Source organism: Candidatus Poriferisodalis sp. (genome assembly GCF_965208485.1).
Classification (GTDB): domain Bacteria; phylum Actinomycetota; class Acidimicrobiia; order Acidimicrobiales; family Poriferisodalaceae; genus Poriferisodalis.
The window spans coordinates 217,613-239,559 of the sequence record NZ_OZ242344.1 but is presented as its reverse complement, the minus strand read 5'-3'; the positions used below and the strand labels follow the sequence as shown (position 1 = coordinate 239,559).

Annotated in this window: 24 protein-coding genes; 9 read left to right on the top strand and 15 right to left on the bottom strand. The window is 66.4% G+C overall.

The window, feature by feature from the left end:
- Positions 1–139: 139 nt before the first annotated feature.
- The gene (locus ACOGXQ_RS01110) at positions 140–376 is read right to left on the bottom strand and encodes a hypothetical protein (RefSeq protein ID WP_419945630.1); all 237 of its coding nucleotides are present in this window, start codon (positions 374–376) and stop codon (positions 140–142) included.
- Positions 276–635: a hypothetical protein gene (locus ACOGXQ_RS01105; RefSeq protein WP_419947447.1), complete on the bottom strand. Its 360-nt coding sequence runs from the start codon at positions 633–635 to the stop codon at positions 276–278. The genes ACOGXQ_RS01110 and ACOGXQ_RS01105 overlap by 101 nt, the downstream gene beginning before the upstream one ends.
- Positions 636–733: 98 nt before the next feature.
- On the opposite strand from ACOGXQ_RS01105, the gene ACOGXQ_RS01100 reads away from it, so the two are divergent.
- Entirely contained in the window at positions 734–1,270 is a 537-nt protein-coding gene (locus ACOGXQ_RS01100) for a hypothetical protein (protein ID WP_419947446.1), read from the top strand.
- 134 nt (positions 1,271–1,404) lie between these two features.
- On the opposite strand, the gene ACOGXQ_RS01095 is transcribed toward ACOGXQ_RS01100, so the two are convergent.
- Positions 1,405–3,723, bottom strand: a complete 2,319-nt coding sequence (locus ACOGXQ_RS01095) for a penicillin acylase family protein (protein ID WP_419945629.1) — start codon at positions 3,721–3,723, stop codon at positions 1,405–1,407.
- Between the two features lie 48 nt (positions 3,724–3,771).
- A complete protein-coding gene (locus tag ACOGXQ_RS01090; RefSeq protein WP_419945628.1) occupies positions 3,772–4,695 on the bottom strand; it encodes a TIGR01777 family oxidoreductase in 924 nt (307 codons plus the stop codon).
- Positions 4,696–4,901: 206 nt separating this feature from the next.
- Between ACOGXQ_RS01090 and ACOGXQ_RS01085 the strand changes: the two genes are divergently transcribed.
- The gene (locus ACOGXQ_RS01085; protein WP_419945627.1) at positions 4,902–7,079 is read left to right on the top strand and encodes a beta-propeller domain-containing protein; all 2,178 of its coding nucleotides are present in this window, start codon (positions 4,902–4,904) and stop codon (positions 7,077–7,079) included.
- Positions 7,080–7,112: 33 nt separating this feature from the next.
- On the opposite strand, the gene ACOGXQ_RS01080 is transcribed toward ACOGXQ_RS01085, so the two are convergent.
- On the bottom strand, positions 7,113–7,895 hold the full coding sequence (locus tag ACOGXQ_RS01080) for an enoyl-CoA hydratase/isomerase family protein (RefSeq protein WP_419945626.1): 783 nt from the start codon (positions 7,893–7,895) through the stop codon (positions 7,113–7,115).
- A gap of 187 nt (positions 7,896–8,082) precedes the next feature.
- On the opposite strand from ACOGXQ_RS01080, the gene ACOGXQ_RS01075 reads away from it, so the two are divergent.
- On the top strand, positions 8,083–8,850 hold the full coding sequence (locus ACOGXQ_RS01075; protein WP_419947445.1) for a DUF169 domain-containing protein: 768 nt from the start codon (positions 8,083–8,085) through the stop codon (positions 8,848–8,850).
- 45 nt (positions 8,851–8,895) lie between these two features.
- Here ACOGXQ_RS01075 and ACOGXQ_RS01070 read toward each other — a convergent pair whose 3' ends face one another.
- Both ACOGXQ_RS01070 and ACOGXQ_RS01065 read right to left on the bottom strand, forming a co-directional pair.
- A complete protein-coding gene (locus tag ACOGXQ_RS01070; protein ID WP_419945625.1) occupies positions 8,896–9,186 on the bottom strand; it encodes a helix-turn-helix domain-containing protein in 291 nt (96 codons plus the stop codon).
- A 47-nt stretch (positions 9,187–9,233) separates the two neighbouring features.
- Complete coding sequence (locus ACOGXQ_RS01065; RefSeq protein ID WP_419945624.1) at positions 9,234–9,674, bottom strand: hypothetical protein; 441 nt, start codon at positions 9,672–9,674, stop codon at positions 9,234–9,236.
- A gap of 285 nt (positions 9,675–9,959) precedes the next feature.
- Here ACOGXQ_RS01065 and ACOGXQ_RS01060 point away from each other — a divergent pair, with 285 nt between their 5' ends.
- The 3 genes from ACOGXQ_RS01060 to ACOGXQ_RS01050 all read left to right on the top strand — a co-directional run bounded on the left by ACOGXQ_RS01060 (position 9,960) and on the right by ACOGXQ_RS01050 (position 12,306).
- Positions 9,960–11,285 (top strand): hypothetical protein, encoded by a 1,326-nt coding sequence (locus ACOGXQ_RS01060; protein WP_419945623.1) that lies wholly within the window; start codon positions 9,960–9,962, stop codon positions 11,283–11,285.
- 59 nt (positions 11,286–11,344) lie between these two features.
- Positions 11,345–11,755, top strand: coding sequence for a VOC family protein (locus ACOGXQ_RS01055; RefSeq protein ID WP_419945622.1), 411 nt, complete (start codon positions 11,345–11,347; stop codon positions 11,753–11,755).
- A 122-nt stretch (positions 11,756–11,877) separates the two neighbouring features.
- The gene (locus tag ACOGXQ_RS01050) at positions 11,878–12,306 is read left to right on the top strand and encodes a rhodanese-like domain-containing protein (RefSeq protein WP_419945621.1); all 429 of its coding nucleotides are present in this window, start codon (positions 11,878–11,880) and stop codon (positions 12,304–12,306) included.
- Between the two features lie 54 nt (positions 12,307–12,360).
- On the opposite strand, the gene ACOGXQ_RS01045 is transcribed toward ACOGXQ_RS01050, so the two are convergent.
- Entirely contained in the window at positions 12,361–12,909 is a 549-nt protein-coding gene (locus ACOGXQ_RS01045) for a DsbA family oxidoreductase (RefSeq protein ID WP_419945620.1), read from the bottom strand.
- 59 nt (positions 12,910–12,968) lie between these two features.
- The gene (locus ACOGXQ_RS01040) at positions 12,969–13,115 is read right to left on the bottom strand and encodes a hypothetical protein (RefSeq protein WP_419945619.1); all 147 of its coding nucleotides are present in this window, start codon (positions 13,113–13,115) and stop codon (positions 12,969–12,971) included.
- Positions 13,116–13,195: 80 nt separating this feature from the next.
- Between ACOGXQ_RS01040 and ACOGXQ_RS01035 the strand changes: the two genes are divergently transcribed.
- Together ACOGXQ_RS01035 and ACOGXQ_RS01030 are read left to right on the top strand one after the other, a co-directional pair.
- Positions 13,196–14,452 (top strand): acyl-CoA dehydrogenase family protein, encoded by a 1,257-nt coding sequence (locus ACOGXQ_RS01035; RefSeq protein WP_419945618.1) that lies wholly within the window; start codon positions 13,196–13,198, stop codon positions 14,450–14,452.
- Positions 14,453–14,583: 131 nt separating this feature from the next.
- Entirely contained in the window at positions 14,584–14,877 is a 294-nt protein-coding gene (locus ACOGXQ_RS01030; protein WP_419945617.1) for a hypothetical protein, read from the top strand.
- A 385-nt stretch (positions 14,878–15,262) separates the two neighbouring features.
- On the opposite strand, the gene ACOGXQ_RS01025 is transcribed toward ACOGXQ_RS01030, so the two are convergent.
- The 6 genes from ACOGXQ_RS01025 to ACOGXQ_RS01000 all read right to left on the bottom strand — a co-directional run bounded on the left by ACOGXQ_RS01025 (position 15,263) and on the right by ACOGXQ_RS01000 (position 19,439).
- Entirely contained in the window at positions 15,263–16,657 is a 1,395-nt protein-coding gene (locus tag ACOGXQ_RS01025; protein ID WP_419945616.1) for a Fic family protein, read from the bottom strand.
- Between the two features lie 229 nt (positions 16,658–16,886).
- Positions 16,887–17,180: a transposase gene (locus ACOGXQ_RS01020; protein ID WP_419945615.1), complete on the bottom strand. Its 294-nt coding sequence runs from the start codon at positions 17,178–17,180 to the stop codon at positions 16,887–16,889.
- A 592-nt stretch (positions 17,181–17,772) separates the two neighbouring features.
- A complete protein-coding gene (locus ACOGXQ_RS01015) occupies positions 17,773–17,886 on the bottom strand; it encodes a transposase family protein (RefSeq protein WP_419947444.1) in 114 nt (37 codons plus the stop codon).
- A 435-nt stretch (positions 17,887–18,321) separates the two neighbouring features.
- Positions 18,322–18,711, bottom strand: a complete 390-nt coding sequence (locus ACOGXQ_RS01010) for a type II toxin-antitoxin system VapC family toxin (RefSeq protein WP_419945614.1) — start codon at positions 18,709–18,711, stop codon at positions 18,322–18,324.
- 18 nt (positions 18,712–18,729) lie between these two features.
- Positions 18,730–19,014, bottom strand: coding sequence for a type II toxin-antitoxin system Phd/YefM family antitoxin (locus ACOGXQ_RS01005; protein ID WP_419945613.1), 285 nt, complete (start codon positions 19,012–19,014; stop codon positions 18,730–18,732).
- Positions 19,015–19,271: 257 nt separating this feature from the next.
- Positions 19,272–19,439 carry a hypothetical protein gene (locus ACOGXQ_RS01000; protein ID WP_419945612.1) on the bottom strand — a complete coding sequence of 56 codons (168 nt, stop codon included), beginning with the start codon at positions 19,437–19,439 and terminating at the stop codon, positions 19,272–19,274.
- Between the two features lie 370 nt (positions 19,440–19,809).
- Between ACOGXQ_RS01000 and ppk1 the strand changes: the two genes are divergently transcribed.
- Positions 19,810–21,912: a polyphosphate kinase 1 gene (gene ppk1, locus ACOGXQ_RS00995; protein WP_419945611.1), complete on the top strand. Its 2,103-nt coding sequence runs from the start codon at positions 19,810–19,812 to the stop codon at positions 21,910–21,912.
- Positions 21,913–21,947: the final 35 nt, after the last annotated feature.

The window sequence follows — 21,947 nt, the reverse complement described above, 5'->3', positions numbered from 1 at the left end:
TGTCACTAGCCGCGGAGCTCAGGTGGCAGGCTGCCGTTGGTTAGGCGGCGGGCTGCGTCTGATTCGGCCCCGTCGCGGGCAGCGGCTCTCTCAAGGATTCCGACAGCAGTGGCCGCTGAGTCATCGTGGGCGGCGGTTCTCAAGAGGCCTCCCCAAACAGCATCTCCATTGGCGCAGCGAGCTGTGATTGTTGAGGCGCACGGCACTTGGGCTTGCGTGACGGTGCCGGATTCGGACGACGTGCCGGATCAGGGGGGATGAGCCGGTAGCGGCCCTCACGAATGACCACCTGCCAGTTGTGGTCGTGGATGCGGTCGTGACACAGCCAACACACCAGTACAAGGTTGTCGAGACGTGTCTTGCCGCGACATGCCACCGGGATTGATGTGATGCGCCTCGCAGTTACCCGGAGGTGCCCCACAGCCAATGCATGCGCCATCACGCGCAATGAGGGCGCGTCGCTGCGCTGTGGTGGGCGCCCGGCTGACGACGGTCTCATACAAAGGGGTGAGCTGGTCGCCGAAGATCTCCAGCCACACGTCGGAGTTGCAGGCGAGCCGCTCAACGGTGCTGGGCGGAATCGGCCCGACGCCGCAGATCTCGGCAAGCCCGCCGAGCGCTGCCGAGTCGCTCATCAGCACTGGCAAGTCGGCGCGCACGATGATCTCCGCCGCTGACTTCTGACCGCTTGGCGCCAGCGGCACCGCTCCCGCTGACGGGTGACATCGGCGATATGGGCGCTGCTTCGCAGTCACTGAACCAAGTCTCCGCGGGCCTCTGGCACTCGTGCTGGATTCGCAGCAACGTCGGCGTGGTCTGCTGGGGCCGCAGCAATCGCGGACAGGCTGACGCTCCCTCCGGCAGCTTCAGAGCAGTGTCAGCAGGAGCGACGCACACATGCGCAATTCGCAGCGGTGGCACCGTCACCTGCTGGGGCAACAACCAGCACGGACAGACGGAAGCGCCGCCCGGTCGCTTCGTCGCCGTCGCTGCCGGCGGAATATCGATTTCTGGCGGGCATTCGTGCGGCGTGCACGATGACGACACTGCAACCATGTGGTCGGGTTCGCGTCGGACAAGGTCGATGCGTTCCGCGGCCGGCGTCTCTTCCCACACCAGGCCGAAGTCGTGCAGCACAAGTCTCAGACACCACCTGAGACGCGAGCGGCTCATCGGCCCTGCTTGCACGAGCACCGCAGGCAGCCCGCCGAGGTCGGCGCAGCAGCGACAGGCGAGGGTCGGCAGGATCGGGCATCGTGATCGGCACTGATGGCTCGCGCCGGACCCGATAGGCAGCCGTCTCGGGCGACAGCTCGTGCCGCTGGACAAACGGTATGGCGGATGCGGCTGCGGTCACGCTGACCTGCCGATAGTGCGGATCAGAGGTCGTGCTGCGTCGCCGGATCAGATCTCGTGCACATGTGTCGTGACCGAGGCCACGGCGTCAGTGCTGTAGGCCATCGGGACCAGCTCGCAGTCCAGCCAGGCTTGCCGCTGGTCGAGATCGTGGCCGCTGCCGCGCACCCCCGAAACGCCGTGCGGCACAACCCAGCCAGAACGATCCCAGTCACCGAGATCGAAGGCGTACCGGGCAACCGAGCCGTGAATGGCCCGCTCGCCGGTCTCGGGCGCAGTCCCCCCTTGGCGCACCGTGTCACCGTCGCCCGCGCAGCCGTCGGCCGGCGGATGCAGATCCCGCGCCGCGGAAAGCGCCGAGGCCAGCGGGTGAGGTGACGCCATGCGATGCACCCGGCCCCAAGTCCATTTGGCCGGGTCATCGCCGAGCCGCTGCGACAGCTCGGCCGCGGTCTCGTCCACGCACGCGCTGATCGCCATGCGCAAGCCGATCCGGTTGTCCAGCCCGGGCACCACGTCGAGATTCCGCTCGCACAGCATGCGTGTCGCCGCACCCGCCGCCATGCGGCTCGCCTCAGCAGCGGGCGGCCATCCCGCAGCACCCAGCTCGGCGCCGGCAATGCCGAGCCGCTCTGCAATTGCCTCGATGAGCCGGCGCTTGATGACGGCATAGATCGCCGCCGCCGGCGAATCAGCTGCCATGCGCTGATCCCACTCGGCCAGCAGGTCGAGCAGCCCATGCGACATCTCGTGCCCGCACTCCACCGCGTGCTCGATGATCAGGCCGAGCACCTTGGGGGCCACCAGCGAGGTCACATCGGCATGGACCCGTGCCATCTCGTCCACCGTCGCTCCCGACATCGGCGCCAGCAGCTCGCAGATGCGGTCGTGACGGCTCGGGCCGGCAAAGTCCAGCGAGATGAAAGGGCCGCCGTCAGCCGTGCGGTTGTTGGCCGTCACCAGAAAGCCACGCTCGGGATCGGTCCACTCCGGCAGGTCCTCGAAAGGCACCGGCTCGAGGCCGTCCCAAGCGAACTCCCCCGTTCCTGGCACCGGGGTCCAGCGGCTGGCCGTCGAGCGCTCGACGACGCGCCCCCGGATCTTGAACGTGATCGCCCCCGTCCGGTCAGCCGCCAGCAGGTTGTTGACCGGCAGCACCCACGGCCGCACGGCCTCGACCAGATCGGCAGCCGAAGCAGCCACCAGCATCGGCCACAGGGCATCCAGTGTCGTGTCCGCGCCGAACATGGCGGTCCACTGCATCGAGAGCGCGACGCCGTCGGCAGGGTCGCCGAGCACCACCGGGCCCCTGGGCGTCGAGCCGCAGAGCACCTCGACCGTGCCCTCGCCACGGATCTCCAGCGTCTCGGCGCGCCAGTCAACAGCCGTGCCGTCAGCCAAACGCCACGAGCCATCGCTCCCGTCGAAGCGCTCGACGAACACATCGGTGTCGTCGCACATGCCATGGGTGATGCCCCAGGCCACCTCGGCGTTGTGGCCGAAGTGCGGGAAGCCGGGCACGCCCGGGAAGCCCATGCCGATCGCATCGAACTCGTCGCAGATCAGGTGGCACTGGTGGTACACGTTCGGGAACTCGATGCCCCGGTGCGGGTCGCCGGCCAGCAGGGGCTTGCCGCTGGCAGTGCGGTCACCGCTGAGCGCCCACGAGTTAGACGCGCCGTCGGAGTCCATCGCCGCCGCCAATGCCGCCATGTCGGCCGCTCTGGCGTCGAGCACACTCGCCGCATCCGCCAAGAGATCGGGCCGCGACCCCACCCCGGGCACGTCTCGATGCTGCCCGTCGCCGGGCACGATCGCCGCATCAGCCTCGACATCGCCCACCGTGGCCCTGACCGCCTCGGCCCCCGCCTGGGCCATGATGCGACCGCGCCACAGCTTGCGGGTGAGCGTGCCCATGAAGATGTGCCGCAGCTTGTACACCGCGACGCAGTGCCACGGCTCCCACGGCTCGGGCGGCGCCGGGTGATGGTCGAACTCGGCGGGCAGCGCGCCCCCGAAGTCGGCGAGCCAGCGGTTCACGCCCTGCGTGTAGGCCTCGCACATCGCCTGCGTACCGGGCTGCAACGCGGCGTAGTCAGCCTGCGCGATGCCGACAAGCCCCAGCCGGCGGAGGAAGGCGTCCTCACGCGCCCCGGCCATGCCGACAATTTCTGCCCAGCGCCCCAGCGCCCGCCGACGATCCCACTCCATCTGCCAGATCCGGTCGTCGGCCGCCACCCAGCCCTGGGCCGCGAACGCCGCCGCTGCCGAGGGCGCCTCGGCATGGGCGATGCCCCACCGATCCCGTCGGACGGTCGCCCCCAGCGCGTCGACGGCCTCGCCGCCCCGATCACTGCTGTGACTCATGGCGGCAACGCTAGGACGCAGCGTGCCGAACGTCGCAGCTAGACAGAGCTAGACAGCGTCAGCCAGAGCGTCAGCGAGCTGCGGATGGGAGAACTCGAACCCGTCCTCGCTGAGCGCATCGGGCAGCACCCGGGTCGAGTCCAGCAGCAGCCCCTGACCCATCTCGCCCAGCGCAGCCCGCAGAGCGAGCTTCGGCGCCGGCATGAACGACGGGCGTCTCAATGCTGCGCTCAGCGCCTGCTGGAAGTCGCGCTGGCGGACGGGGTTGGGGGACGTCAGGTTGAACGCCCCGTTCGCATCGCTGTCGATGAGATGGCGGATGGCCCGCACCTCGTCGTCCAGGCTGATCCAACTCCACCACTGCCGGCCACCCCCCAGCGGGCCGCCGGCGCCGAGTCGTGTGATCTTCGCCATCCGGCTGATGGCCTCGGCTCCCGGACCCACGACGAGACCGGTGCGAATGCGCACAAGCCTCACCCCGGCATCGGGGATCGGCACCGCGGCGCGCTCCCACCGCATGCACACATCGGCCAAGAAGCCGTCGCCAGGCAGCGACCGCTCGGTCAGCTCATCCTCGCCGCGGTTGCCGTAGAAGCCGACCGCCGAGCCGCAGACGAACACTGAAGGCTTTGCATCGAGCTCGCGAATCGCCCCCGCGAGCAGCCGGGTGGAATCGACGCGGCTCGACATGATCGCAGCCTTGCGAGTGGCAGTCCACCGTCCCCCGATGCTCTCGCCCGCCAGATGGACGATGGCATCGAGTCCTTCGAGCGCGGAAGCGTCAATCTTGCCGGCGGCCACGTCCCAAGCGACCGCCCGCTCGGCCGTCTCGTCGTCCGCGCCTAGCGCACCAACGGGTTCGCGACGACGGGAGATGCCGACGACCTCGTGGCCATCGGCACGCAAGCTGGTGGCGAGCGCTCCGCCGATCAGCCCCCGGACGCCCGTGATCGCGACTCGCATGCGAATCATGACCCCTGTACTAGCGCACCGACTCCCAGGCGGACGGCATGCCCTACATTCAGCTCATCAGGCGGCAACCGGCGTCAACAAAGAGGCTCTTCATCACCTGTCACCGAATTGCAAGGAACCACGCGGCATCGTCGTCCGTCTCATCACTCAAACGGGTCTGCGGTTCGCTCCAGCGACACAGGCCGGCTCACGAGGGGACAGCACACATGAGACATCTGCGAAGGGGACTGATGACGACCGTGTGCTCAGCACTCGTCGCCGCTGCATGCACCGGCAGCGGCGATCAGCCGCACCTCGAACTGGACAGGGACGATGTCACGCTTACGGCGAACCTTGTCCGCTTCGACGACTGCGACGCACTGCTCGACCACCTGCGCCAGGAGCACGCGGTCCGTGTCGGACCGTGGGGATTCGGAGGCGACGGGTGGATTGGCCTCGAAGCGGCGACCGACGACATGGCCGACGAGGAGATGGCGGCAGTCGAGAGCACTGCTGCCTCCGAGGGCGTCGTCCAGCCTGCGCCCGTCGAGGGCGTCGACTTCTCCGGCACCAATGTGCAGGAGCAAGGCGTCGACGAGGCAGACATCGTCAAGACCGACGGACGCCGGGTCATCACGCTGTCATCGGGCCGGCTCGTAGTGGCCGACGTGGCGACGCGCCAAGTCCTCGGTACGGCGGACATCGCCGCCGGATGGTCGCCCGAGCTGTTCCTGCACGGCGACAGCCTGCTCGTCGTCGTGCAGACGCACAGCGAACACAGCGGCGGCGCCGAGTCGATCCTTCAGCGCGTCGACCTGAGCGGCGGACAGCCCGAGATCATTGACACGCTGCGCGTCCAAGGCAGCTACCTCAGCGCCCGCAGTGTCGACGGCGTGGCCCGCGTCATCATGCGCCATGATCCCCACAACAACTTTCCGTTCGTGTACCCGCAGAGCGAAGCCGGCGAGCAGACCGCCGAGAACGCGAACCGCACAGCGATCCTGAACTCCACGCTCGACGACTGGCTCCCGCACTTCGCAGCGGGCAACCGCGACGCCGCGGACGGGCTGCTGCTGACGGAGTGCGCCAAGGTGCATGCGCCGTCGGTCTTCTCAGGCTTCGGTGTCACCACGGTGATGAGCGTGCCCATCGACGGCGCGTTCGATCCCTCGGCCTCGACGGCGGTGGTAGCTCCCGGCGACACGGTGTACGCATCGGTGGAGTCGCTGTATGTGTCCACCACGCGCTGGCTGGACTCCTCCGAGTTCGACGACGAGCAGGCCTGGGAGCGGGCTTGGCAGGAGCGGAGCACCAGCATCCACCGCTTCGATATCGCTTCGGGGCCGAACGCGGTCTACGAGGCGTCCGGCGAGTTGCCGGGGGTGATCCACAACCAGTTCTCGCTGTCTGAGCACGACGGTCACCTGCGGGTCGTGACCACTGAGGGCGATCGTTGGAGCACCGACTCGGAGTCATTCGTGCGGGTGCTGCGACAGGACGGCGACCGACTCGTCGAGGTCGGCAGCGTCGGCGACATCGGACGGGGCGAGCAGGTGCAGTCGGTGCGCTTCGTCGGCGACATCGGCTACGTGGTGACGTTCCGCCAGATCGATCCCTTCTACACCGTAGACCTGTCCGATCCGGCCGATCCCGAGGTGATCGGCGAGCTGAAGATCCCGGGATTCTCCAGCTACCTCCACCCCATCGGGGACGGCCTAGTGCTCGGCGTCGGCGCCGACGCAGACCTCGACGGCCGGATCACCGGTTCCAAGGTGTCGCTGTTCGACGTCAGCGACCTTGCCGCGCCGCTCGAGATCGCGGTGTGGTCCGCGCCCGACGGCTGGAACGACGTGGGCTGGGACCATCGGGCGTTCCTGTGGTGGGCGCCCGAGCGTCTCGCGGTGGTGCCCGTGACGGTCTGGCCGGACTGGTCCGGCGCGGTCGTGTTGCAGGTGAGCGGCGGGTCCATCCTTGAGGCGGGACGCATCACCCATGCGGACGAAGACGCCGAACCCGGCACGACCGATTGCCGCATTATCACGCCCGAAGACCTGCCGACAGCCGACCGCGACGAGTTCTCAACCGAGACGGAGCACATCGTCACCGAGGGCGACGGCCGGGCAATCGCCTGCGAACAGGGCGAGTCAGGCATGACCGGTTTCTCCTGCTGGGACGACTCCTACTTGGCGTCTGAGGTCGAGCATCTCGGCCTGCTGCGAGCCGGCGAATCCGCGTACGTCTGCTGGCCCGACTACGAGCAGAACACCATCGTGCGCAGCATCGTCATCGGCGACGATCTGTGGACCCTCGGCACGAAGGGTTGGGGATTCGACGGGTCACGCGAATCCCGCCTCGAAGTCCACGACCTGCGCACGCTCGAACGCCTCGCGACGCTTCCGCTCTAGCCGTCGCGATGCCCGAGGGGCTTCAAGCTCTGCCTACCGGCCGACGAAGTTGCCCGGGCGACGCTCCGACACGGCCTTCATCCCCTCGCGGGCGTCCTCGGTGCCTGACAGCCGCAGTTGCTCAGCCGCCTCGCGCTGGGTGATGTCGCGCACCTTGTCGCCGAGACCCAGCCGCAGCGTGGCCTTGATGGCACGCACCGCCAGCGGGGCGTTCGCCGCGATCTCGCGGGCGACCTCCAGTGCACAGTCGCGCACCTGATTCACGGGCACGCACTCGTCCGCGAGGCCTAGCTCGACGGCCTCGTCGCCCTTGTAGCGCTTAGCGCCCAGCAGCACCTTCGCGGCACGCTCGGGTCCCAACAACGCCGGCATGGTCACGCTCATGCCGAAGCCTTGGTGAATGCCCAACGACGCAAAGTTGGCGCAGAAGCGGGCCTCGGGACAGGTGATGCGGATGTCAGGCACCATCGCCAGACCCAAGCCGCCGCCGATGGCCGGTCCGTGGATCGCGCCGACGATCGGCAGGGTGACATCGAACAGCCGCCCCGAGCCCTGGTAGAGCTGCAGCGTGGCGCCGCCGCCGACCTTCTCGTCGGCCCCGCCGCCGACGCCCTCGCCGCCCAAGTCGGCCCCGGCGCAGAACGAGCGGCCTTCGGCAGCCAGGACAGCGCAGCCGATGCTCATGTCATCCTCCAGCTCCACCAGCGCATCGGCGATGTCATGCACCTGGCGGAAGCTCAGGAAGTTGTGCGGAGGTCGGTCCATGATCACCAGCCCGACCCGTCCGTCCCGCTCCACTCTCAGACCTTCAGCCATTGCCCGTCTCCCATCGCACGATCTGCGCTTGCTCGGCGGCTCACGCTAGCGGTCGCCGAACTAACGTGACCGTTCGAAGACGACCGCTGCCCAGTCGACTGCTCGCAGACGCACGGCGGCCGCGGACGAGGGGACAGCCGTGACGCAGACCGACACCGCCGACGCAGCCACCGAGACCGCAGCGCATGTGCGCACGGCATCGATCGACTGGGACGAGTTGCTGGGCCGCCTGCAGGCCGTGCTGCGGATCCGGACGACACCGATCGGCATGAAGCTCTTCGAGACCAGAGAGGACATGGAGGCCGTCCCGCGCGTGCGGCGCCCGAAGGACATCCACACCACCGATCAGATCGTGGGAATGGCGTGCCGGCTGAACTGGACGGTCGGCGTCACGATGGACGACCTCGTCGGCGCCCAGTGCGGTGCCGTGATCGGATTGCATCCCCAGGACGACAAGTGGCTCTCGGGCGACCGCATGGCCGGGGTGTGGTTCGAGACTCTGGAAGACGCTTCGGCGCATCAGCACGCCATGGAATTCGTGGACTACGGCACCTACGAGGCCATGGTCGTCTCGCCGCTCGGGGCCAAGCGCCTCAACCCGCCCGACGTGTGCCTGATCTATGCGACGCCCGCGCAGATGATCATCCTGATCAACGGCCTGCAGTGGCGCGGCTACAAGAAGATGGAATGGGGCTGCGTGGGCGAATCTGCGTGCGCGGACTCATGGGGCCGGGCGCTGCGCACCGGCGAGCCGAGCGTGTCGATCCCCTGCTTCGCCGAGCGGCGCTACGGCGGCGTGATGGAAGACGAGCTGCTGATCGCCCTCACGCCCGAGGATCTGGTAGTAGCAGTCGAAGGCATGGAAGCGCTGTCACGCAACGGTCTGCGCTACCCCATCCCGCCCTATGGCATCCAGACCGACGCCCGGGCCGGCCTCGGCGCCAGCTACGACTGATCGCCTACGGCTGAGGTCGCCTTGGGTCGTCGATGCCCGAGCGCTTCAGGACGATGAGCGGACGACGAGATGAACTTCGGCGTCGAGGGCGTCGGCGATTCGCTGCAGGGTGCGCGTCGTCGGGCTGGTCGAGCCACGCTCGATCCGGCTGATGTCTGCTTGGCTCATGCCACAGCGCTGAGCGAGCTGAGCTTGGGTGAGGCCATGCTTCCCGCGCAAGTCCATGACCTGAACCGCGATCTTGTATGCCTCAGCGAGGACTTCGCCTTGCTCGACAGCCTCCGAACCGAGTTGTGCTCGGCGAGGTGCGACTGCATGGTCGTATGCACGAGACATCGAGGAACTCCTCTTCACCGAGAATATAGGAAATTAACCATATCCTGTCAACGACGACGCTTGGTACGAAGTCTCTGCTGCTTGAACTGCAGCAGCAGAGACTTCGCCGCGTCGATTTCGCGTCGCTGGCGCTTTGCGTCCCTGCTTTTGTCGAAGCCACCCAGTAACAGGATGATCTTCTCGCCGTAGAAATGCACGAACACGCGCAGGAGCACCTCTTCCCCCTTGGTGCCCGCAAGACCGGGCGCGAGGTCGAACATCCGGGCGATATCACCCGCATCGTGTCGGACACGGAACTCGTGAAGTCCCGTGCCGGCGGGCCTGGGCCAATGCGTGCCGGCGAGGTCAAGACCACGGTCCGCGAGAACATGCTTGATCGCCATGTCGAGTGCTGCGAACTTGAAATCGGACAAGGATCTGGCGAACCGCTCGAACGGGATCGAGCCGTCTTCTGCCTCGAACACTTCCACGGTCCACATGTTGTCCACGGCAGCCACGCTACCGACAACATAATCTATCCTAAGTTATGTGAAAACTATGTAACCATATGAGATATATGGAAACATAGCTTCAGATGCATCCTGCCGACGCACTCCTAACCTGTTCCGCGCGCGCCCATGTGGCCAGCCTGCTCAACGGCTTGCGCTACCCCATCCCGCCTTAGGGCATCCAGACGGACGCCCGGGCTGGCCTCGGCGCCAGCAACGACTAGCGGTATCGCCATTCATCGGACCAAATTAGGAATCGTTCCTAATCCTGATGGCGTCCGGCGAATGCAACACATTTCAAGGAAATCGCTGGGGCGCTCCGTCTTCGTTGCGCTCTCGTCATTGACGCTCTTCGCGCTGGTGGGCTGCACAGGCAGTTCCTCCGAAGCGGAGTCGAGCGAGCAGACCCCGGCAACCGTTGCCGAGACGACCTCCACCGCCGCTGCCGCCGACGACCACGACCACGACGAGGCGGATGCGGACGTCGTCAGGCTGGACCAGGCACGGCAGTTGCTGGTGGTGGCCGCACACGATCAGCCAGTGCTCGACCTGATCGACCTCACCGATGGTTCAACGGTCTCCATTGAACTCGACGCCCCGGCAGCACTGTCCTCAGCGATGACCGAGTCGGGACGCTTCGTGCTGGTGGGTCACGACGACGGGGTGGCCGTCGTCGACACCGGCGTCTGGTCCGTGCTCCACGGTGATCACTTCGACCACTACATGTCGACCCCGAAGATGCTGGGCCGAGTCGACGGCCCGATGCCCACGCACCTCATGAGCCACGACGGCCTCAACGCCTTCCACTTCGACGGCACCGGCAACGCACTGGTGGTCACTGAGGAGATGCTCGTCGACGGGCAGGTGTCGGTGACCGCTGAGGTGCCGACCAGCGCGCCCCACCACGGCTTCGCAGTACCCACGCACGGCGCATATTTCGTCACCGTGCCCACCGAGGACATGGAGATCCTTCTCAACGTCGTCGGCATCAGCGACGCCGACGGCGTGGTCCAAGCGCAGTTCGACTGCCCGCTCGCTCACGGTGAGGCCTCCGTCGCCCACAGCGTCGCTGCAGCCTGCATCGACGGCATCGCTGTCGTCACCCATGACGACGGGAGCTGGTCCGGCACGTATCTCAGCTACCCGCAGATCGACGACGAGGACCCCTACGGGTTCGGCCCGGCGCGGGCCTGGATCCTGGCAGCCTCCGAGCAAGGCCTGCTTGCAGCGCCGCACGGTGCCCGGCACCTCGTGGTCGCCGATCCGGGCAACGATTCGATCCGGTCATTCGACCTCGAACGGAGCATTGCCACGCTGGGGGTGACGTTCAGCGACGACGGCGATGTGCTCGTGCTGACGCAGGACGGATTCCTCCACCTTGTCGATCCCGAGGACGGCTTGGTTGCAGCCTCCCTCCAGGTCATCTCTCCCTTCGCCGAGGGCGACCCCGACGAGCCGTTCCGGCAGCTCGCAGTGACCGGCGGACGCGTCTTTGTCACCGAACCGGCCAGCAACCAGGTGATCGAGGTTGCGGTCGGCGACACGCTGGTGGTGGAGCGGACCATCGACATCGGCTTCGCGCCAGGGTTCCTCGCCGTCGCCAACGGCTGACCCGACAGGACCTGCCCTACGCTCACCGTTGAACTGCTTGACATCGAAAGCGAGACAGCGTGGCACTGCAACCCACCAAGGAAGGCTTCGACCTGGGCATCGTCACCACCAACGGCGACGAGATGCTCGCGTTCTACCGGGACGTGCTCGGGCTGGAGTTCGAGCAAACGCTGAACATGGAGCAAGTCGGCATTGCTCAGATGCACCGGCTGTGGGCTGACAAGAGCCTGCTGAAGCTGGTGGTGCCCGTCACTGACGTGCCTGCCGGGGCGGGGGGCGGCATTACCGGTGCCACCGGACTGCGCTACTTCACGTTCAACGTCGGCAACTTCGAAGAGGTCATGACCGCCTGCGAGGACGCCGGGGCCAAGATCATCTGGCGGCGGCTCGAAGCACGGCCCGGAGTGGTGGTCGGCATGGTCGAGGATCCCGACGGAAACTGGGTTGAGTTCATCGACAATCCAGCCTGACCGCCGGCGGCAGGACATCGGCTGCAGACCGGCGCTCCAGAGGCACGGCCGAGTCCCGGCTTCGCCTACCGGCTCAGCCTCTCTTAGGATCGCGCGCATCGCGGCTTGGGGAGCATGGAGCAGTGTCTGAATCTCGGCGCACGACGGTGCACCAGCTGCTGGAAGAGGCGCGCGCGGGACTGGAGCGGGTCGGCCCCGCCGAGCTGGCAGAGCTGATGAGCGCTGAGGTATTGGATGAAGCTCCGCGGCTGCGGGTCATCGACATCCGGCCGCGAGATGACCGAGAGCGAACCGGCGTCATCGAGGGCTCCGAGCACATCGGGCAGCTGGTGCTCGAATGGCGCCTCGACCCCGACTCGGGCGCCTCGGAGGGAACTGCTGCAGATCTCGATGACCATCTCGTCGTCCTCTGCAACCAGGGTTACAGCTCCAGCTTCGCCGCAGCCCAGCTGCAGCGGCTGGGATTCGCACGGGCGACCGATCTGAACGGGGGCATCGAAGGCTGGATCGAGCACGGACTGCCCGTCGTGCCGCACGAGGCCGGCGGCTGATCGGCTGCCGCCCCGGCTACAGCCTCGCTGGGCACCAAGAGCCTTGAGTCGTCCCTAGCTCGGCGGCGGTGTGGGGCGCTCGCGCAGCCGGGTGATGACGTCTGCCATGAAGTCGTCGTCCTGCGCTCCCGGGATGACGAGCCGGCCGTCGAACAGCCAGCTCGGCGTTGCGCTGATCCCCCACTCGTTCGCCCGTGCCATCGACGCCCGCAATGCCGGCATCAGCTCGTCCTTGGCGACCACCCGCCGCAGAACATCGGGGTCGATGGCCACATCCGACGCCAAGCCGACGAGCACATCGGGATCGCTGACGTCGAACTCGGATTCCCAGTAGGCCCCATAGAGCCGGTCGTGGTAGCGCTCAGCGGCATCGGGGTCCGCGTGCTCGACCGCCAGCGCAGCCTGATGCGCCTTGGCGCTGTTGCGCAGCCGTTTCGGCACCACGAACGTGATTCCTTCAGCTTCAGCCAACGCGGCGATCCGCTCGAAGCTCATGCGCACCTCGATGCCATCGAGCGGCACCTCGGGATGGATCTCGTACGCCAGCCAGGTGATGTCCAAGTCGTGACGCTCAGCCAGGCGAACTGCCCGGGCTCGGGCCAAGTGGCACCACGGTCACAGATAGTCAGACCACACCAGCACCGACATCGTCTCGACCGTCGTCATCGCCTCGACTCCGCATCTTCGTCGCCATGCTCATCCGGCTCGGCGACTGCCACTTCATGCGCGACAAATCCCTCGCGCTCACCGTCGATGAAGCGCCGTGCATCGTCAAGACCCTGCATGATCATGTCGAACGCCTTGCTCATCTGGACCTCCTCCGCCTCATCCTCGCACAGCGATCCTCGCGGCCCGGCGGGGTCACAGGCGGCCCGGTAGCTTGCCGCGCATGGACTTCACCATTCCCGCCGACATCGCGCAGTTGCTCGACGACTTGGACACGTTCATCGACGACGTCATCAAGCCGATCGAGAACGAGGACGACAACATCCGCTTCTTCGACCACCGCCGGGAGGACTCGCGCACCGACTGGGAGCGCGACGGCCTGCCCAACGCGGAGTGGGAAGCGCTGCTGGTGCGGATGCGCAAAGAGGCCGACAAGGCGGGGTTCCTGCGCTGGCACCTGCCGGAGCGCTTCGGCGGCAGCGACGGCACGAACTTGGGAATGGCGATCATCCGGGAGCACCTCGCTCGCCGGGGCCTCGGTCTGCACAACGACCTGCAGAACGAGAACTCGATCATCGGCAACTTCCCGACCGTGCTGATGATGGAGCGCTACGGCTCAGACGCCCAGCAGGAGTACTGGATCCCCAGGATGCTGGAAGGCCAGGCCCGCATCGGGTTCGGCCTGACCGAGCCATTGCACGGCTCGGACGCCACCTGGATGGAGACCACGGCGGTGCGCGACGGCGACGAGTGGGTCATCAACGGCGAGAAGTACTGGAACACCGGCCTCCACCACGCCACCCACGACTACATCTTCGCCCGCACCTCAGGGAACCCCGGCGAGGGCCACGGCATCACCTGCTTCATCGTCCCGGTGGACACACCCGGCTTTGCAGTCGAGAAGTTCATGTGGACCTTCAACATGCCCACCGACCACGCCCATGTCCGGCTGACCGACGTGCGGGTGAGCAACGACGACATCTTGGGCACCGAGGGCCGCGGCCTGCAGACAGCGCAGCTCTTCGTGCACGAGAACCGGATCCGCCAGGCGGCGTCGTCGGTGGGCGCGGGCCTGCATTGCATCGACGTGGCTGTGAACTATGTGAGCAACCGCACCACGTTCGGCAAGCCGCTGGCGCAGAACCAGGCCATCCAGTTCCCGCTGGCCGAGCTCTACACCGAGGCCGAGATGATCCGGGCGCTCATCTGGAAGACCGCCTGGGAAATGGACGAGGGCGTCGACCACATGGAGATCACCGACAAGGTGGCGATGTGCAACTACCGCGGCAACCGGTTCTGCTGCGATGCCGCGGATCGGGCCATGCAGAGCTGCGGCGGCAACGGCTACGGCCGTCACATGCCCTTCGAGCACATCTACCGGCACCACCGCCGCTACCGGATCACCGAAGGCTCAGAGGAAATCCAGATCCGCAAGGTCGCCGGCAAGCTGTTCGGTTTTGCGGGTCGGGCGAAGGGCTGACGCAGCCCGGACGCGCCAAGGACGAGCACAGCGCTCGCCGCGCCAAGGGCTGCCCAGCACCGGCAGGGCGAAGGGCGAGCACAGCTTTCGCGAGACAGGTTCTGAGTTTTTTTGAGCAGCATCGGTCAGGGTTGGCGGTCTGGGTGCAGGAGGCTGCCGATGACCGCTCCGCCGGGCCGGAGACCGAGGAAGGCGAAGGCTCCCCGTTCAATCTCTTCCCTCAATCGTCGCGATCGAATCAGGAATTCAATGGCTTCATCATCAGGTGGGTAGATCCTGCTTGGGCCAACAAGAAGGACGTCTTCCTCGACGTTCAGCCGAGATTCAACCCGGGCAACCACACGATGCGACCCGACAGGATCGAGGTCAAGCTCTGGATCGAAGGGCGAGTGAAGCCGATTCGCGAGACGATCCTCAACAACTGACTCAGGCGCTCGACGGGTGCAACGGCGCTCGGCGGGGCACAGCGCCAAGATGCACGGCGGTTCGGCGTCGCCGGCGCAGCCACTTCGCTCTCGACTTCCTGCCGCCGCGCACGGACGGTTCGCCATGCGATCGCAGCCGACTGGCGATGAGCGGCTCGCCGACGGAGTCGGTGTTACGGGCGCCTCTGCAGAGTCCCGGATCGCTCCCCAAGAGGGGGCAGCCCCAGCAATCGGACTGGCAAAGCCTGAGGTCCCCGGATTCCTCCGGGGGCCTCAATGGCGTTCTTGATCAGCTTGTTGGTTGCCATCGCCAGTTACGGGCGACGCCGTGTCGATTCACGCAAGCTGCGCAACTGAGAGCCACGGTAGCCGAGTCCGGGATGCCTCAGCGCACGAGATGCCCGGCAGGGCATCTCCCTCCAGGGCGCGGGCGTGGATGACGGCACTTGTTGCCTCGGCGGGTGATTGCGCCGCAAGTGACTGCGCCTGAGCGATCTGCGGAGGCTGCTCCCGCCGGTAGCGACGGTCCCGGGGCGTCGGACGACGTGAACAGTGAGAGGTTGGCGGCGGGCTGCTCACGCGCTGATTCCGTGAACGCATCCATCATGTCGCTGCACTCGAAGACTCGGTTGCGCTTACCAGCGCTGCGCTGTACGAGTATCCCGGCCTCCGCGAGCCGAGCGACGGCGTGACGCGCGGTTCGTTCGTTCGTGCTGAGCAGTTCCTTGGCGCTGCCGGCGGTGACGATTGGATGAGCAGGCAAGAGAGCGAGAAGCTTGAAAGCCGAACTAGACGGGCGAATCCGATTGTCCGCAGCACGCGCTGCCCATCGCTGTCGCAGCGCTTCGACGTGTGCATTCAATCGTCTGTGCAGCACACAGGCATGAGATGTCGCCTCAGCGAGCATCTCGATCCATGGCTGGGTGGAGCGGGATCGGGCATCGTCATGGGCCGGGCCGATCACACGGAACTCGTCCAGCGCGTCGAAGTAGCGGGGCTTCTCGAGCATCAATGCCGAACTCACCGGCAGTGTTCCTCGCCGGATCAGGCATTCACGCATGAGCATGAACTGCATGAGGGCTCGGCCAGTGCGGCCGTTTCCGTCCGGGAACGGATGGATCGTCTCGAACTGGACATGGGCGACGGCCGCTCGCACCAGCGGGGGTCCGTCGACGGCGTTGACATACGCGACGAGATCGTCGAGCAGCCCCGGAACGAGCTGCGCTGGAGGTCCGACATGGCGCGCTGTGAGCGGACTCCCGAGAGCGCCCCCTCCGACCCAGTTCTGCCGGTCCCGCAGTTGACCGGCGATGGGGTCGTCTCCCATGAGGGTTGCGTGCATCGCGCACAGCGACTCGACGGTCAGCTCGGCACCTGACCGCGCGAGCCCGGATGCGTGCTGAGTGACTCCGATATTGCGCAGCGCCTGCATCTCAGTGTCGGGCGGCCTCTCGCCGAAGAGCTTCAATTGGGCCTCGGCTCGAGCCACTCGACGAGCCGAGGGCCGGATTTCCTCAATGGTGCTCGAAGCGATGCTCTCGGCGCGTTCGAGCAGCCATTCCGCAGGCAATTCACCAGAGCCGCGTTCCTCGTTGAGGTCGCGGCAGCTATCGGAGGCGTTCGACACGCGTTCCCAGGCGCGAGCGTCAAGTGTCGGTTCCCAGCCGAGAATCGGATGCGGCACGAATGCGTCGAACTGCGAACCCTCGGGATCGCCGGTGCGCGCTGCTCGTGACGTGTTGGTCCGGCTGTCCCAATAGCGCCGCTCAGCTCTGCCCATGACTCGTGTCCCTGCTCGTTTGGATAATGAGATTGCCGCAATAGAGGAGATACGGCAATCTCAGGTGATATTCACTCCTGAGTTTGCCGTATGGAATGCCATGCGGCAAAGAAACGACTCGGACGAAGCGGACTCACCCCCACGTAGGTGGGGCATACCCCTTATGATCAGGGCGAACTAGGCATGGATTCGATTGTCAAGGAGCATGCCGGCTCGACCCACTCACGGGCTATGTCCTGCGGAGTGGTGGGTTTTGGGGTTGTGCCTCGGTGTTGGCTGCCGGTTCGATTTCGGCTGGTGTGGCGGTAGCGGGTTGGCGGTGGAGTTGGCTCATGGAGTCTTCTGAGAGGTAGCGCCGGTCGGTGGCCTGCCGTTCGTCGTGGAGGTCGGCGAGGATGGCGCCGACGACCGTCGCCGTCGAGGTCGGCTGGCCGACGCTGTTGCGCACTTTGAGATACGCGGCGTCGAGACAGACGAAGGGGAACTCGATGTGATCGAGGCGGCGGCCCCTGAAGGCCTCCACGGTCTCGTCGGCAACGCCTGCTGGGCATCAGACGCGGGGCGACTCACCACATGAAGCGGCAGCGTCCGTCGTCACGGGATTGCAGGATGCATCCGGACTGCACTTCAGGCTTCGATGCTGAGTCCTAGTACCGTGTCAGCAAACGTTTGCGCGGTTGCTGGCCCCGTCGCTTCGCCTGCGAGCAGGCCCTCCAGCGATCCCCGCCACAGCGAAGGTTGCTTGACACGGCACTAGGTCGGAGCTCATGTCTGTGATCAGGTCGAGCCCGTCGCCGCGTCCGAGGTCGTTGTGCATGACTTCGACCTCGAAGCAGCGACTGAGCGATCCGTCGCGGTCGTAGACCACGGCGACGCGAGCGATCTCGTCACTGGCCGTCAACAGGACCCGCACCCAAGGCTTCGATGCCTGCTGGGCCCGGTCCCGTCAGATTCCTGCGGCCTCGTTCATGGAAGATGGCGGGCCTCGGAGGTCAGGCAGCGTTCGAGTCGGGTGGCTGAGCGGCGACAGGTTGCGGCTTGCTGGTTCGTTGGGACTCGGTCGGGTCCTTGGGATTCATCCCTGAGCGCTGCGTCTTGGCACGGTTCAGACGTGTTCAGTCCCGCCGACCGCAGCTCTCGCATGCCATGCGCCGCCGGTTCCACACCGACGCGACCGGCCGCCCCGGGACCCCCAGGTCCCGAGTTCTGCGCTCACGACGGTCATGCACCCATCGGTTCTCCACTGCTTGAGTGCCTTCCAGAACTCAGCTCCCGCTTCGGCTGTGGCAGTCTGAGCCTCGATTCCGTTCAGTTCTCGTTGATCCTTCGCCGCGGCTCGTTTGCTCGACGCGACCTCTTCGCCAGTCAGCAGATCCGGTTCGAGACTCCGGGGCCAGTCCACTCGCAACCTCTCAACGCGATTCCAGCACGCCTGCTGCTTTGCCCACTCGGTGAAGTTTCTGTGTCACGGTCCGAGGAGCGTGAGGGGCGTGACGGCCACGCCGGCGCGGCCCGCTAGCGCCAAGGCAGGAATGATGTTCACAGCAGAGCGACGCACCAGCGCGATTCGTCGCTGGAGTGAGCCTGAGACGCTGAGGTGCTCTGGCCTCACATTCACCGAGGAACGGACTCGACCGACTATCGGGTCGCCGCCCAAGCATCAGCTATCGCGGCGCAAGCGTGGGGATTCCGTACTCGCTCGCAGCGCTGGCCAGCCGCTCGTCGTAGGTGGCGAGCCCGTCGAGGTCACCGGCAAGGTCGAGCGCAGTGGCGAGGTGGATCGCGTCCAGGCTGCGGAGTTCGGGAGGATCGAGCAAGGCCGCCCGCTCGGCGATGTCCTTGGTGATGCGGAACCAAGCAACCGAGCTGAGCCGTGATCGAGCCTCCACCATCAATGCCGGCCGACGGCGGCGGACAGCCCGAATGGTCTCCGTCCTCGCCAAATCCGACGAGACGGCCCGCACGTGCTCCAGCTTGAGCCAAGCGTCTAGCGCAGACGACTCCGGCTCTTCCACGATCAGCTTGACCAGCGCTGAGCTGTCGAGATAGTGCATGACTGACCTGCGGAACTCTCAGTACCGCTCCTCTTCGCGCATCTCCAGCAGCACTTCGGACAGGCTGCGCCCCGGCAGTGCTGGAAGCGGAGGGGGAAGATCGGTGATGTCTCGCGTTGCGGGAGTCGCATCCCCTCGGGCGATCAATTCTTCAAGACGAGACCGGCGCGGTTGATGAATGTGCGGCACCAGCTTCGCCACGGGCCGGCCACGGTTCGTGACGGTGATCTCCTCGCCGGCTTCGGCCCGCGCCACGACCGCCGACGCGTTCTGCTTCAGCTCGCGGATGCCGACCTCAGCCATGTTCTACAATGTAGCACATCCAGCCCGTGGCACCGCGGGGCACCGCCCTGCACACGGTCTCCCGCATGCGCATCAGACGCCGTCCCGGCGGGATCAGTGCCGTCAGTCGTCGAGGCGGGCGGCGGCCTTGCCGGTGAGGACCGGGCGGTCGTCCTGGTTGGCCGTGACGATGTCGAGGACGACCAGCTTGCGGCCGTCCTCGTCACGGATGGCATTGACCTCGGCTGTGGCTGCGCGGTCTGGCGCTGGGCGCTGTTTCAGGCAGCGTCCGCGTCGAGGCGAGCCATGCGCACGAGGTTGTAGGCGGCGCCGCCGATGAGGAACCAGGCCCGGTTGCGCTGGCGTCCTTTGTGTCTGAGCTTGTGTCCTCCGGCGATGGTCTTGAATCCACCCGAAGGGTTGGCGAACTCCACTGGTGGTTGCATTACTCCAAGACCGGCCATCATGACCGATCACTCGCAACCACCAGTGGAGTTCGCCGTCGTAGTTCAAACGCTCGCAGAACGCCCGCGCAGAACGCCCGCGCAGAGCGCACCGAGCACAACGCCATCAACACCGACGCCTTCAACAACACCTCAGACGGCACGCTCGGGCGGCCACGATCCGAATACCCCCCAGCTCCGCATCGAGCTCTTCGAGCACCCCGATATCGTGCTGGCAGGACTCCAACGGATAGGCGTGGACGCAGACCCAGTCTCGGTGGTGGACGGCGATGCCGGTTGCGTACGCTCACGGAGGCAGGGCGTGTCGCCCCCGCTGCGCCCTGTACGGAACGCACGGGGGCTTGGAATCGTCATGTCCACCGACAACGGCGCCCGATCTTCTCACCGCTACCTCAATCGAGAGCTGTCCTGGCTGGACTTCAATCACCGGGTTCTGGCACTGACGCGCGACGAAGATCTCCCGCTGCTCGAGCGCATCAAGTTCGTGGCAATCCACGCATCGAACCTCGACGAGTTCTTCCAGGTCCGAGTTCCCACGGTGCTCGATTCCATCGACGCCGGCGTGCGGCGGGCCGGTTCCGACGGCCTGACGCCCCGAGCGCAGCTGAAGGGCATCCGCGCAGCCGCGGCGGAGCAGTTGCTGGACGCGTCGTCGCTGTTCGAGGAGGAGCTGCGACCGGCGCTCGCCGCCGAGGGCATCGGGTTCGTCGAACCCGACGAGCTCGACGCCGCCAGCCGTGCATGGGTCGCCCAGCTGTTCAGCGAACAGGTCTTCCCGGTGCTGACGCCGCTCGCCGTCGACCCAGCCCACCCCTTCCCCTACATCTCGGACCTGTCGCTGAATCTCGCCGTCTTCGTCGAGCACTCCCGAACCGGTCCGTCGTTCGCCCGGGTGAAGGTGCCTCCGATCCTGCCCCGCTTTCTGGCCTTGCCCGACGGGCATCGCTTCATCACGCTCGAATCGGTCATCGCCGGGCATCTCGACGACCTCTTTCCCGGTGTGAAGCTGCTCAGCCACAGCACGTTCCGGGTCACCCGCGACGCAGACCTCGACATCGACGACACCGAGACCGACGACCTGCTGAAGCATCTCGAACTCGAGCTGCGCCAGCGCCGCTTCGGCGGCGCCGTGCGCCTCGAGGCGGCGCCGGATCTGGACGGCGATGCCCTGGACATGCTCGCCCGTGAGCTGAAGCTGACCCACGACGACGTCTACACCTCGAAAGGCCTGCTGGGACTTGCCGACCTGTTCGAGCTCTACGACATCGACCGGGACGATCTCAAGACGCCGCCCCACAACCCGCGGACGCCGCTGCCGCTCCGGGCGGCGCCCGACAGCGCCACGCTGATGGTCTCCGCAAGCGCAAGCCGCCGCGGCACTCCGGAGGAGCCGGAGACCGGCGTCAGCTTCTTCGACGTGCTCAAGCGGCAGGACGTCCTCGTTCACCTGCCGTATGAGTCGTTCACCACGAGCCTCGACGCATTCATCCGCCAGGCAGCCGACGACCCCGACGTGCTCGCCATCAAGCTGACCATCTACCGGACGTCGGAGCGGACCCGCCTGGTGGACTCGCTGATCCGGGCTGCCGAGCGCGGCAAGCAGGTGGTGGTGGTGGTCGAGCTCAAGGCGCGCTTCGACGAGAGCGCCAACGTCGAGTGGGCACGAATTTTGGAACGAGCCGGCGTGCACGTCGCCTACGGCGTGGTGGGCCTCAAGACCCATTGCAAGCTGGCGATGGTGGTGCGGCGCGAAGGCCGAGGCATGGCCCGCTACTGCTTCATCGGCACCGGCAACTTCAACGCCGATACCGCCCGCATCTACGAGGACTTCGGGCTACTGACCTGCGATGACGACTTCGCTGTCGACATCGCCGGGCTTTTCAACTCGCTGACCGGCTACAGCCGCAAGACCGACTACCGCAAGCTGGCCGTGGCACCGCACAGCCTAGGCCAATCCCTCACGAAGCACATTGCCGCCGAAGCTGCCGAAGAAGACGGCCACATCTTCATGAAGATGAACGCCATCGTCGACAACGAGGTGATCGACGCGCTGTATGAGGCATCACAGGCAGGCTGCCGCATCGACCTCGTCGTGCGCGGCATCTGCTGCCTGATTCCCGGTATCGACGGCGTCAGCGAGAACATCTCCGTGCGCAGCATCGTGGGCCGCTTCCTCGAGCACAGCCGGGTGTACCGCTTCGGCAATTCCGAACGGGGCTACACGATCCTGCTGGGCTCAGCCGACGCCATGCCACGCAATCTGCGATACCGCGTCGAGGCGCTGGCGCCGGTGGAGTCGCCATCCATCGCCGCCGAGCTCGCCGAGGTCACCGACATGTACCTCGAAGACGGCATCCGCCGCTGGGAACTCGGCAGCGACGGCGAATGGACCCAGCACGGCGGCACCGACCTGCACGAAGTCCTGCTGGCCCGCCACGCCCAGCGTCGCGGTTAGCAACTGATAACCTGTTCTGCGTGATTCGCCACTTG